The 12756-nt window shown below is 65.4% G+C and carries 9 protein-coding genes and 1 tRNA gene; 1 reads left to right on the top strand and 9 read right to left on the bottom strand.

The genetic code is table 11. The annotated features are described in order from the left end of the window. Window position 1 precedes the first annotated feature (1 nt). Both CH278_RS08740 and CH278_RS08745 read right to left on the bottom strand, forming a co-directional pair. Window positions 2–739, bottom strand: a complete 738-nt coding sequence (locus CH278_RS08740; protein WP_094621639.1) for an energy-coupling factor transporter transmembrane component T family protein — start codon at window positions 737–739, stop codon at window positions 2–4. Further along, window positions 736–2766, bottom strand: coding sequence for an ABC transporter ATP-binding protein (locus tag CH278_RS08745; RefSeq protein ID WP_256991752.1), 2031 nt, complete (start codon window positions 2764–2766; stop codon window positions 736–738). Before CH278_RS08745 ends, CH278_RS08740 begins: the two co-directional genes overlap by 4 nt. A 39-nt stretch (window positions 2767–2805) precedes the next feature. Here CH278_RS08745 and CH278_RS08750 point away from each other — a divergent pair, with 39 nt between their 5' ends. After that, the gene (locus tag CH278_RS08750) at window positions 2806–4062 is read left to right on the top strand and encodes an MFS transporter (protein ID WP_032365954.1); all 1257 of its coding nucleotides are present in this window, start codon (window positions 2806–2808) and stop codon (window positions 4060–4062) included. Between the two features lie 29 nt (window positions 4063–4091). Here the strand turns inward: CH278_RS08750 and CH278_RS08755 are convergent, their stop codons facing one another. The 7 genes from CH278_RS08755 to CH278_RS08785 form a co-directional block, all read right to left on the bottom strand. Next, window positions 4092–5456, bottom strand: a complete 1365-nt coding sequence (locus CH278_RS08755) for a DEAD/DEAH box helicase (RefSeq protein WP_052068934.1) — start codon at window positions 5454–5456, stop codon at window positions 4092–4094. 223 nt (window positions 5457–5679) lie between these two features. Beyond that, window positions 5680–7035, bottom strand: coding sequence for an HNH endonuclease (locus tag CH278_RS08760; protein WP_094621739.1), 1356 nt, complete (start codon window positions 7033–7035; stop codon window positions 5680–5682). A gap of 106 nt (window positions 7036–7141) precedes the next feature. Continuing rightward, window positions 7142–7217, bottom strand: a tRNA-Arg gene (locus tag CH278_RS08765). A gap of 115 nt (window positions 7218–7332) precedes the next feature. Next, window positions 7333–7959 (bottom strand): isochorismatase family protein, encoded by a 627-nt coding sequence (locus CH278_RS08770; protein ID WP_179274329.1) that lies wholly within the window; start codon window positions 7957–7959, stop codon window positions 7333–7335. A gap of 152 nt (window positions 7960–8111) precedes the next feature. Further along, window positions 8112–10583 (bottom strand): ABC transporter permease, encoded by a 2472-nt coding sequence (locus CH278_RS08775; RefSeq protein WP_094621640.1) that lies wholly within the window; start codon window positions 10581–10583, stop codon window positions 8112–8114. Beyond that, the gene (locus CH278_RS08780; protein WP_176456678.1) at window positions 10580–11284 is read right to left on the bottom strand and encodes an ABC transporter ATP-binding protein; all 705 of its coding nucleotides are present in this window, start codon (window positions 11282–11284) and stop codon (window positions 10580–10582) included. Before CH278_RS08780 ends, CH278_RS08775 begins: the two co-directional genes overlap by 4 nt. A gap of 74 nt (window positions 11285–11358) precedes the next feature. After that, a complete protein-coding gene (locus CH278_RS08785) occupies window positions 11359–12591 on the bottom strand; it encodes a PucR family transcriptional regulator (protein WP_027495984.1) in 1233 nt (410 codons plus the stop codon). Window positions 12592–12756: the final 165 nt, after the last annotated feature.

Below are 12756 nucleotides of genomic sequence, written 5' to 3' on the forward strand. Positions count from 1 at the left end.
CTCACCGCAGCAGGAAGCTGATCGTGATCGCGGCCGCGCAGGCCAGCGTCACCACCACCAGTGTCGCCGCGTCCGAGCCCTTGAAACGTGCCTCGGTGGCGGTGATCATGCCGGTGCCCCCGCGTGCGGTGATGGCCTCACCCATCTCGTCCGCGCGCCTGATGGCCACCGACATCACCGTGGTCACGATGTCGACCAGCGAATTGTCCGACGCACTGTTGACCACGGGTTTCGGTCGCAGCCGTCGGGCGGCGTTGAGGGTGCGCATCTCCTCGATGAGCAGCGGAAGCGACCGCAGGCTGAGCGCCACGGCAATCGCCCATTCGTCGACCGGCAGCTTCAGCTTCTTCAGCGGTGCACCGAGTTTCGACACCGCCGGAGCGATATCACTCATCGACGTCGTCCACCCGATCATCATCGATGCACCCAGCAGAACGAACACGAACAGCGTGGCACGGAAGTACAGCAGAACCGCTGCGCCGCCGATGGGCAGATTGATCAGTGCTCCGACGCCGAACAGCGCCCAGATCCACCACGGTGGCCGAGGTAGAGCCGTGATCGGAATGTGGGCGATGACAGCCGCGACGATCAGCAGCGCGAACACGATGCCGAGGGCAGGCCACGTCGGAGCCACGACGAGGGTGATGCTGAGCAGCAACACCACGATGAGCTTGGTGCCCGCCCACAGCCGGTGAATGGGTGAGAACCGCGGAACCTGGCGCAGTACGACGGTCGTCACGAATGCACGCTCCCATGAATCGAATCGGAGACGATATGGCCGTCGGCCATCGTGATGGTTCGACTGCAGACGGCGTCCATACCGTCCACGTCGTGCGAGATGACCACGATCGACACGCCGCGCTCACGCAGGCCGGCGAGGACGCCGATGATGTCGTCGCGCCCGGGCGGGTCCAGTCCGGCCAGCGGCTCGTCGAGCACCAAGATGCGGGGTCGACGAGCGATCAGACCGGCCAGCACCACGCGTCGCATCTGCCCGCCGCTGAGCGAGTCGACGTCGCGTGCGGCCAGTGACCGGTCGAGGCCGACGGCATCCATCGCGGCCGACACTGTGGCAGAACCGGTTTCGGGCCCCGCGGCCGCGGCGATGTCCTCGGAGACGGCGCGCCGCTGCAACTGCAGGCGCGAATGCTGAAAGGCCAGCCCGACGTCGCCGACTCGCGACGTCATCGCCTTGCCGTCGAGCTGCGCGACGCCGGTGGTGGGCCCGGTCAGTCCGGCCATGATCCACGCCAAAGTCGACTTGCCCGAACCGTTTCCGCCGAGAACGAGAACTCCCTCGCCTCGCTTGACGGTGATGTCGACGCCGTTCAACGCCGATTGTGCCCACGGGGTGCGCCTGTTGTAGACGTGCCGCACGTCGCGTAGTTCGAGCAGGCGCGGGCTCGAATTGTCGTGCAGCACAGCAGCGTTGCCGGTCCTGGTCTGCATCCACAGACTGTCGTGCTCCACCTGCATGCCCTCGTGTAGATGTACGACGCGATCAGCGGCAACAGTTTCCGAGACATGATGGGTGACGAGTACGACCGACATCCCGTGCCGACGGGGCAGTGCCGCGAGTAATGAGACCAGATGTTCCCGGCCCGAGGCGTCGATCATGGCGGTTGCCTCGTCGGCGATCAGCAGAGCGGGGCGACGAGCCAGGGCCGCGGCGACGGCAAGTCGCTGCATCTCGCCGCCGGAAAGCGAGGCCGTGTCGCGAGCACCCATGCCGCTCAACCCCACCTCGTCGAGCAAGGCGTCGACGTCGGGGCGAGAGTCGCCGGGCGGCAGTCCCCATACGACGTCGTCGGCGACGCGGGTGCCGAGGATCTGACTCTCGGGTCGCTGCAACACCACTGCGGTGCCGCCGTACCGGCCGAGTCCGGTGGAGCCGGGACGAGTCACCGAGCCCTCCGAGGGTTCACGGCCTGCGAGGATGCGCGTCAGCGTGGATTTGCCGGATCCGTTGTGGCCGACGATCGCGACGAATTCTCCCGGTTCGATGTGCAGGTCGATGCCGCTCAACGCTGCCGATCTGCTGCCGGGATACCGGTAGCCCACGGCGGTCAGGGTGACGGGCAGTGGCGCGATCTCGTCGTCGATGCCCGAGACGAACGGCTCCGGGGTGGGGATGGCCGAGAGGCGATCGAGGATGGCGGTGAGGATCAGCCACGCGAACAGCGTTCCAGTGACGATGCCGAATGCGATGGATCCGCCGACCCACCACCACCAGTTGTCGAGTACCGCTGTGCTGCTGCTGCGAATCACATCGGGGATGGCCTGCGGGGCGGATACGCGCTCGAACAGTCGGGAGATGCCTTCGATGGTGTTGCGGAGCGTCTCGAGAAACAGCTGCCGTAGCGGGACGAGGATCAGCAGCAACAGCACCGCGAGGGCTCCGAGTGCCGGTCCGACGATTGCCGACGTGACGAGCACGCCGAACAGGCCTTGTTTCCGGCGCTTCGCCCGGCCGACCAGACCGCCCAGCAATGCCGCACTGGCCACGGTGAGCGCCGTCTGAGTGCCGGCCGCGACGAATCCTACGAGTATGCCCGCCACCGCTGAGGTGACCAATGCTCGCGTGCGATAGCGCAGGGCCACCACCGACATGGGAATAGCGGCGACAACCTGCAGAATCGCTGCCATCGGCACCAGCACGCCGATCACCGTCAGCGCGACGGTGAAGCTGCTCATCACCGCAGCGGTCGCCAATTCTTGCGGACCGAGGGGCCCGGACTCGGGACGGTGGGCAGCGCTGACGGTCACCGCTCCAGTGTGCCAGCTCGACTGAGGCACACTGTCTGCGTGACTTCCGAGATCGCGACCCGCAGGCGACTTCATCCGGCATGGATCGTCGCCGCGGTGGCCTTCCTCGCTCTCGTCGGTGCGGCGGGGTTCCGGGCCGCACCGAGCGTGTTGATGGTGCCGCTGCAGGAAGAGTTCGGTTGGCCGCGGTCGATGCTGTCGCTGGCGGTGGGCGTCAACCTGGTGCTGTTCGGTCTGACGGCACCGTTCGCCGCGGCGTTGATGGAGCGTTTCGGGATCCGAGCTGTGACGTCGACGGCGTTGGTCGTCGTGGCCGCGGGCAGCGCTCTGAGTGTGTTCGTGACCCAGGCGTGGCAGTTGGTGTTGACGTGGGGCGTCATGATCGGGTTGGGCACCGGGTCGATGGCTCTGGTGTTCGCGGCGGTGGTGACGAATAGATGGTTCGTGCAGCGTCGCGGGCTCGTCTCGGGCGTGTTGACCGCGGGCAGCGCGACGGGGCAGTTGATCTTTCTGCCGTTGATCGCTCAGCTGGTCGACCGATCCGGTTGGCGCGCAGCGTCGTTCCTCATCGCCGGGGGCTCGCTGATCGTGGTGCCGTTCGTGTTGCGGTGGCTGCGCAACATGCCGGCCGATGTCGGCGTGACTCCGTACGGCGCACCCGCCGACTACGTCCCGCCGGCGGCGGTGTCGACCGTGAACCCCGCGCGCGCAGCGGTGCAGGCTCTACGCGACGCGAGCCGAGTACGAACCTTCTGGGCGTTGGTGCTCGGATTCGCGATCTGTGGCGCAACGACCAACGGGCTCATCGGAACTCACTTCATACCGTCTGCGCACGACCACGGAATGCACGAAACCACCGCAGCGGGTCTGCTGGCGGTGGTGGGAATCTTCGACATCGTCGGGACGATCGCATCGGGTTGGCTGACCGATCGGGTGAATCCGCGGTATCTGTTGGCGGCCTATTACGGCTTTCGCGGAATCTCGCTGCTGTTTCTGCCGTGGTTGCTGTCGGCGACCATCCAACCGTCGATCGTCATCTTCGTGGTGATCTACGGATTGGATTGGGTGGCAACGGTTCCGCCCACGATTGCTCTGTGCCGAGAGGTGTTCGGCGACAAGGGTTCTCTGGTGTTCGGGTGGGTCTTCGCCTCACACCAGATCGGAGCGGGCATCGCGTCCGTCGTCGCGGGCATTGTGCGTGACGCCACCGGCGCATACACGATGGCGTGGTTCGGCGCGGCCGGCTTGTGCGCGGTTGCTGCCGTCGTGAGCATCAGAACAGGAAAGCCCTCGTAGCGAGGGCTTTCCTGTTTCCGAACTTCGGGTCAGCGGCTGCGCTGGCTCGTGGCCGGGCCTGCTGCGCGACGGCTGTGGCCGCCGCCACCACTGCGCGGCTGGCCACCACTGCGCGGCTGTCCACCCGAGCGGGCCGGGCCGCCGCGTCGCGCGTTGTTGTTGCGCGGGGCTCCGGTGCGGGCCGGTGCCGGCTCTGCCTTCGGTGCAGGCTCGACGTAGCGGGCCTGCTCGCCGACGAGGTTCGCCACTGCAGGCGAGTCGGCGGTGACGCGGATCGGGGTGACCTTGATGTCGGCCTTGCGCAGCAGAACTGCGGTGTCCTTGCGCTGCTCGGGCAGAACCACGGTCACGACGTCGCCTGCGCTGCCGGCGCGCGCGGTGCGGCCGGAGCGGTGCAGGTATGCCTTGTGCTCGGCTGGGGGATCGACGTGGACGACCAGCTGAACGTCGTCGACGTGGACGCCGCGGGCTGCGACGTCGGTGGCGACGAGCACGCGGGCCTGGCCGGAGGAGAAGGCCGCGAGGTTGCGGTCACGTGCGGCCTGCGAGAGGTTGCCGTGCAGGTCGACGGACGGGATTCCGGCGTCGGTGAGCTGCTTGGCGAGCTTGCGGGCCTGGTGCTTGGTGCGCATGAACAGGATGCGGCGTCCGGTGCCGGAGGCGAGCTGGTGAACCAGCTTCTTCTTGGCTTCGACGCCGTCGACCTCGAACACGCTGTGAGTCATGGCCTCGACGTGTGAAGTGGCCTCGTCGACGGAGTGCGTGATCTGGTTGTGCAGGAAGCGCTTGACCAGTTTGTCGACACCGTTGTCCAGGGTCGCCGAGAACAGCATCCGCTGACCCTTGTCGGGGGTAGCGGCGAGGATCCGGGTGACGACGGGCAGGAACCCGAGGTCGGCCATGTGATCTGCCTCGTCGAGGACGGTGATCTGTACGCCGTCGAGCGTCAGGTGGCGCTGCTTCATGAGGTCTTCGAGGCGTCCGGGGCAGGCGACGACGATGTCGACACCCGACTTGAGTGCGGACACCTGGCGAACCTGCGAGACACCGCCGAAGATCGTCGTGACCTTCAACGAGTATGCGGCGGCGAGGGGTTCGATCGCGACGGCGATCTGGGTGGCGAGCTCACGCGTCGGCGCAAGGATCAGTCCGCGCGGGCGGCCGGGCTTGCGGTTGCCGGGGAGTTGGCCGGCGAGGCGCGCGACCATGGGGATGGAAAATGCGAGTGTCTTTCCGCTGCCGGTCTTTCCGCGTCCGAGTACGTCGCGTCCCTGCAGTGTGTCGGGGAGCGTGTCGGCCTGGATGGGGAAGGCCTCGGTCTTGCCCTGGCTCGCGAGTACGTCTGCGATGGCCTGGGGTACTCCGAGTGCAGCAAAAGTCTGTGGGGTCGTCATTGTGATGAAAAGTGCCTTTCGGGCAGGGTGTTGCACCTGCGGGCCTTCGGGCCGAGATGCAAGGTGGCGAGACTGCCGGTGGGCAGTTTCGATCGCCGTAAGAGAAGCCTGTGCGGGGTGCACATGGTGATTCGGGAGCATTCCACGACGTCTGACGTGCAGTTACGCGCGTCGATACCGAGTGTAACCGAGTGCGGACCCGATCTCTTCCCGCGGTCGACGGTCACGCGGCGTCGGAGCCGAACAGTCCGTCGATGTAGACGTTCTCCGCCGGCGAGCTGTAGAGCTCGACCACCGGCATCGGCGGCGCGCTCGAATCGTACGTGTGCCCGGTGGGTGAGATGAGCCTGTAGCGATGTCGCGCGTTCCGTTTGTCTCGTAGTGCTTCGGCCGTCCAGCCTTCGCCTTCTTTCGCGTAATTGCATGCGGCACAGAGGCCTGCACCGTTTTCGGCGCTGGTCGCTCCGCCCGCGGTGTGTGCGGTGATGTGGTCGTGGTGTCGGATCGGCGCGTCGCACCACGGGGTGCGGCACGTGCGATCGCGGAGATCGATGAGGCGTCCCAATGCGGTGGGAAAGGCGCGGGATGTGGATTCGACGGCTGTGAGTGCGCCGGTTTTCGGGTGGGCATAGAGGCGACGTAATGCGACGCGCGTCTCATTGCCCTGTGCGCCGTCGAGTGCGTCGCGCACGAGTTGGCGTGCGACGTCCGACGGGATGTCGCCGTAGCCGTGCAGATATGCGGACGTGTCGCCACCGGCGAGCAGGGTCGAATCCGAGATGACGATGTCGACGGTGACCGGTGGACCTTGAGCGGCCGATGCGCCGGTGACTCTCTCGAACACCAGGTCGGCCATGATCTGATCGTGGCTGCGTGTGTCGCCACCTGCGTTGATGACGGTGTCGGCGTCGCGCCGCAGGGTCGCCCACATGCAGACGGTCTTCTCCATCGAGGTGAGCGCGGTGAAGAATCCCATCAATTCGGGTGCGGGGCGCGTACTGACTCGGCGTGCGGCGTATGCCTTTGCGCGTCGCTTGACCTGGGAGGCGGCGTCCAGTTCGTTGGCGAGTGCGCGGGCGCGACCCTCGATGGTGCGATCTCCTGAACCGGCGAGGGTGGCGGGGTCTGCGCACAGGCGTTCATCGATGGTTCGGCGATCGTCGACGGTGAGACACGCGGTTTCGCGGGCGAGAATCATGACGCGCCACTCGTTGAGTTCGCCGGCTTTCAGGCGGGCCAGGGTGTGTGGCATTTCGTGAACGAGCGCACGAGCAAGCCCGAGATGAGTGCCGCCGCGGTTGGGTGACTCTCGTCGAGCCAGGCCGATCTGCGACGCAATTCCTGTGCGCCACTGCGCTTTCGGTTTGCCACGTTCACGACGTTCGGTGCTGATCACGGTTGCAACGGCATCGGTCACCACGGCTTGGGTTGCCACACTGACGCATTTGACGGTTTCGAGAGCAGAGATGAGATCGATGCCCGCTGCTGCGTCGACGACTATGTCGGACGCCTGAAGACGTGCAACGAACCTCAACACCTCAGCGGATGTGAGCGGTGATTTCAGTACAGCTGTGACCACGAGTTCCTCCCCAGTACTCGAATACATGTTCGAATGTACGCCGGTTTGGAGGGGAGGGCAATAGGGCGGGGTGTGAAATCTGAGAGTGCGCGCCGAAAAGCGATGCTGGTGCCCTCGGCAGGATTCGAACCTGCGACCTACCCTTTAGGAGAGGGTTGCTCTATCCCCTGAGCTACGAAGGCTGGTGATCGAACGAGTGCTCCAAAGTCCCTGTGCGGCAGGGTCTTTCGATCAGTCGAACAATCGGGTCGCGGGTGGGTCGCTGTCGTACTGCACAGTGGGCCCACATCGCGGTCGTCAGTCTAGCGGTCCGCACCGCAGATCGTGAAGCAGGTTCGCGCTGCTCGTCACCACACCGGTCAGTGATGTGATCAGATTCAGAGCGGTGCGGTGCTGGTGGGCGGTGTAATCGGCGACCGATTCGATGCCGACGAAGCACTGAATGTCGCGGGCAAAAGCGTCGAACGTCGTCGCGAGAATTCCCGCCGAGGCGAAGACACCCACGATGACCAGCTGGTCACGGCCTCGTCGGCGTAGTTCGACCTCGAGATCGGACGCGTAGCACGCACTGTAGCTGCGCTTCGCGATCGGAACGAAGTCCGATTCGGTGACCGCCACGTCGTCGGCAGACGGGCCCAACCCCCACATCGGCCCCAGCAGCCCACGCTGCTCGATCGCCTCAGCTGCCCGTGGCCCGCTCGCCAGAATCGGCACTCCGACGGACCTGGCGCGCGCGACCACCTCCGACGCCTCCGCAGCTACTCGCGCACAAACCGAGGAGTGCAGCACGTTCAGGTAGTACGGCTGCATGTCGTGGACCAGAAGTGCCGTGCGCTCGGGCCGCAACTCCCACTCGGGACCACCCACACAGTCGCGCAGAGTCTCGACCGCGTACTTCTCTACTTCGACGCTGAATGTGGCCACGTCGGTCATCCTCGTACAAACGCGCGCGCATGTGCCAGACGCGCGCAGAGTCGTCAGCCGCTGGCTGTCTATTTCGCTCGCACCTGACGAACGCGCGCGCGTTTGCGGATCCCTAGGTCCCAGCACCGCAGAACGAGCCCGATCCCCACCACTCAATCCGCGGCAATAGCATCCACGATGTTCAAGCGTGATGCGTGTACCGCAGGCGGAGCCGATCCCAGTAGCGAGAGGCCCAACGCGACGAGTCCGTACAGCAGCACCGTCCAACTGGCGTTGTACTGCACGGGGATTCCGATGCTGGCACCGAGGATCAGTGTGCTCAGGTATTGCAGGCCGGCACCGATGATCAGCCCGAGCACACCGCCGACGATGCCGACCGACAGTGCCTCCGCCAACACCATGCGTGCCAGGGTTCCTCGGCCGCCGCCCATGGCGCGCAGTACTCCGAGTTCACGTCGACGTTCGAGTACCGACAGCGTCAACGTGTTCAGCAATGCGACGGCAGCGACCAGTGCGACGATCCACTGCAGTGCGATGGCGAGTGCACCGGATTGGCGGATGGCCGCGCTGGTGCCCTCGAGTGCCGCGGCGCCCGTGTACACGAACGCCTCGGGCGGCAGAGTCGATCGCAGCGAATTCTGCACGGCTGCAACGTCTCCGTCGACGGTGATCTCGAGGTACGTCGCACCCGGGCGGTCGTAGAAGCGCTGCATCGACTCCAGTGAGATCGCCATCGTGCCGCCTGCGGCGTTGATGTAGTCCACGAGATCGAGCACGCGTACGTTCTGCACCCCGGTGGGCGTCGGCAGATCGATGGTGTCTCCCGCCGTCACTCCCAGCGTCGTACCGAGCGCCTTCGAGAGCACCACCCCGTCGCCCGCGAGCAATCCCGCGCGTACGTCTGCGGGGAGCGAGGCCAGTGTCACCGCGTTGCTTCCGTCGGCGACGCCTTGGATGGAGACCAGCTCGTCGTCGATGGTCGCGTAGGCCCACTGTCCTTCGACGACGCGGGAGACGCCGGCCGTCGCCCGCACGGCTTCGTCTACGGCGGTGGGAACGATCGGGCCCGACGGTATGGCGTCGGGTGAGCTCATCGATACGTACAGGTCCGTGTCGGCGAGCGACGACAGTGATTCGGCGGCGGAGTCGGTCATGTTCGTCAACGAACCGGACACTCCCACACTGACTCCCACGGCGATGACGATGGTCATCACCGTCGCCCAGATGCGCCGCGGAGCGCGTTCGATGGTCGCGGTGGCAAGGCGTCCGGCACCACCCCATCTGCGGGGCACAGCGCCGGTGGCCCAGACGATCGGCCCGGTTCCGCCGACGCACAGTGCGACGACGCCGAACATGAACAGGGCACCGGCACCGAGGGTCAGTTGCCCGTCGACGTTGACGGCGAACACGAACGATCCGGCGATGGCGAGCAGACCGAACACGGTGGCGGCCAACGTGAACGACAGCTTTGGGCCGCCGGATGTTTCTCCGCCGCCGACCGCCAATGCTTCGATCGGCGAGATGCGATACACCTGAACGGCAGCCAGAGCGGACGCGCCGACGCAGGCCAGCACGCAAGCCACGATCGCGACGGGAATGGCGAAGCTCGGCAACACGTATTCGATTCGCGCATCGAATGCTTGCGACAGGAACGGCGGCAGGCTCTCGATGGCGATGCGGCCCATGATGATTCCGAGAGGTACCCCGACGGCACCGCCGACGAGACCCACCAGTACCGACTCGAACAACAGGTCGCGGACGATGTCCGCGCGCCGACCGCCGACCGCTCGGAGCAGGGAGATGGTGGGGCGACGCTTGGCGATGGCCATGTTCATGACGTTGAACACCAGGAACGCCGCGACGACGAACGCGATGAGGGAGACCATCAGCGTCGCATTGCGCGTCAGACTCATGGCCTGATCGGCTCTGTCGGCCCGGAATTCCGGATTCATCACCGAGACTCGGCCGGCCAACGCTGCGTCCAGGTCGGACCGTAGCGAATCCCCGCCACCGAGAACGAAGATGGAATCGAGCTGACCCGGACGGTCGGTCAACGCCTGCGCGGTGGGCAGCAACGTGACCGCGAACATGCCCCCACCGATGCGCTGCGTACCAGGGCCGTCGATCACGCCCACCACCGCAGTGGGTCGGTCGGCGATCGTGACCGTGTCACCCTGCGTCAATCCCGTTGCTGCTCCGACCAATACGCCCGACGGGTCGGACAGCAGACCCGTTGCGTTGCCCACGGCACCTTGCAGATCGGACTGCAGTGCCGTGATCGATGAATCGACACCCAGTACCGTCAGCTCGCCGACATCGGATCGTACGATGCTGCGGAGCAGGGGTACCGCCGCATCGACGCCCGTCACACCGCGGACGACGTCGAGTTCGTTCTGGTCGAATCCGGAATCGGTCACGCCGACCACTTCGTATTGCGCATTGCCTGCGATCGACACCGCCAGACGTTCGACGGATCCGGTCAGCGATCCGTACGTGCCGAGGACGGCGATGAGCAAACCCGCGGCGACGGCCACGACTCCCGCCGAGACCAGCGAACGCACCCAGTGCATTCGGAGGTCTCGGAGGCTGATGACGCGAAATCTGCTGAGCGCGGTACCGATCACCGAGGTGTACCAGCGGTGTCGGTGTCGACGCGGCCGTCGATCATGCTGACGACGCGATCGGTCGACCGAGCCGCCTCGAGATCGTGGGTTGCCATCACCACTGCCCGACGTCCCTCGCTGCCGTGGGCTACGTCGGCAAGAATCTCGAGGACGTTGTGGGAGGTCTTGGAATCGAGGTTGCCCGTCGGCTCGTCGGCGATCAGCAGCGCCGGGTCCATCATCAGGGCTCGGGCGATGGCGATGCGTTGAATCTGGCCGCCCGACAGTTGTGCCGGGCGGTGTTCGGACCGCTGCGCCAGCCCCACCATGTCCAACAGCCGCATCGCGTCGGCTTTCGCCTTCTTGATGGGGGTGCCGTCGAGCAGCTTCGGGACGGCCACGTTCTCCCACGCCGACATGGTCGGCAGCAGGTTGAAGAACTGGAAGACGAAGCCCACCTGATGGCGTCGGAAATCGGACTGTGCGTTGTCGTCGAGGGTGGTGACCTCGACGTCGTTGAATCGGATGGACCCGGCCGTCGGGGTGTCCAGCGCGCCGAGCATGTGCAGCAGTGTCGACTTACCTGCTCCGGACGGCGCGACCAGCGACACGAATTGACCACCGTCGATCGTGAGATCGATGCCGTCCAACGCACGGACCGGTTGTTCGCCGGTGGGGTACTCCTTGACCACGCCGGACAACTGGAGCTTCAACTTCGTCATGCATGATCCCCTGCTTCTCGAATACTTCCGACGCTACCTGCCGTCGGGTCGAGAAACCGGTCGGAGTTCTCAGATCACGCTGCGCCGCGCGAGGATTCGAGCCGCCTGGCCACCAGTGCCGCCTGGAGGTGGCGGATACCGGACGGACGAGTCGGGTCGAACCCGGTCAGTTGTGCGATTCGCTTGAGGCGATAGTCGACGGTGTTGGTGTGCAGATGGAGTTGCCGGGCGGAGCGCTGACGGTTGAGGTCGTGCGAAATGTGGATCTCGAGGGTCTCGAGCAATTCGGGTGACGAATCGAGCGGCTCGAGGATCTGGGTGAGGTGGCGTCGACCCGGTCCGGGACGAGTGAGCTGGTACTCGAGCACCAGGTCGTCCATCCGGTACAACCCGGACGGGCGGTGCAGCTGATGAGCCAGGGACAGCAGTTCGTGGACCTGGTCTGCTGCGGTGGGAATGTCGGCTGTCGCAGCCTGCTCGGCGGTGGCGGTGACGGGGACCTCTGCGGCGGTACCGATGCGGTGCACCAGCGCCTCGACCCACTCGTCGTCGTGGACGCCGGGGATCAGGACGGTTCCGCCCTCGGTGCTGAGCAGCGACAGGGGAGTGCGTCCGCACACGGTGGCCAGTTCGGCCTGCACGCGACGCAGCTTGCGTCGTGCAGCCACCGTCTTCTGGATGTTGGGGTCGTTCTCGTCGGGGTGCGGCGGTACCGACAGTGCGAGCACGAGGTAACTGTCGGCGAGTTCGATGCCCGACTGGCGGGCCATCGAGACGGCGTTGTGTCCGCTCAGCAACGAGGTGACCAGCGTGTGCGCGGCTGTGTGATGCTCGCTCGCCACCGCCTGAAGCTCTTCGACGTAGCTCTTGCTGGCCGCGATCGAGACCTTCTCCGACAGCAGCACGAACATGCGCGCAGCCTCGATCAACTGGGCGGCGTCGCCTTCTCCTGCCCGCTTGGACACCAGATTCCAACCGATCTGAATGCCTTCGTGGTAGACGCTGAGGACGGACTCGAGCGGGACACCCTCACGAGCCCATTGACTGGCCTTGGCGCGCAGTTCGGCCAAGTCGGACTCGGCAGGTGCGCGCCGCTCGTCGAGCATCTGCACGGCGATGCTGATGCACTTGACGGTGAATTCGGTGACGTCTCCGTGGAGTTGTTCACCGGGAAGTGAACCGCAGGGAGTATTGGCGGCGAAGTGGCCTACCAGGAGGCGCGCCACTGCGCGAAAATCGCGAAGGGGAGCCGAAGCAGGCTGCCCTGCGACCATGATTCCGAGGCCAGTCGAGTTGTGAACGGTCACAGATCAACCCTTCGTGTTGGATTCTTCAGGTTTTGAGAGAGCTACCGTACTCACGCGTAGAAACGCGCTTCCTGTCGTGAATCTATGCAACTTCAGCCGAAATGGCAGGTTTTTCAAACTTTGAGTTTGTTTCCTGGCCTCTAACGGGATCGATCATAGGTTGTT

This window comes from Rhodococcus sp. 05-2254-5, assembly GCF_002258575.1.
Lineage (GTDB): Bacteria > Actinomycetota > Actinomycetes > Mycobacteriales > Mycobacteriaceae > Rhodococcoides > Rhodococcoides fascians.

Bases quoted from the DNA above. Each gene is read 5' to 3' on its own strand.
- CH278_RS08780 (WP_176456678.1), bottom strand. From the start codon at position 11,284: ATGACGAAGTTGAAGCTCCAGTTGTCCGGCGTGGTCAAGGAGTACCCC.
- CH278_RS08755 (WP_052068934.1), bottom strand. From the start codon at position 5,456: ATGACGACCCCACAGACTTTTGCTGCACTCGGAGTACCCCAGGCCATC.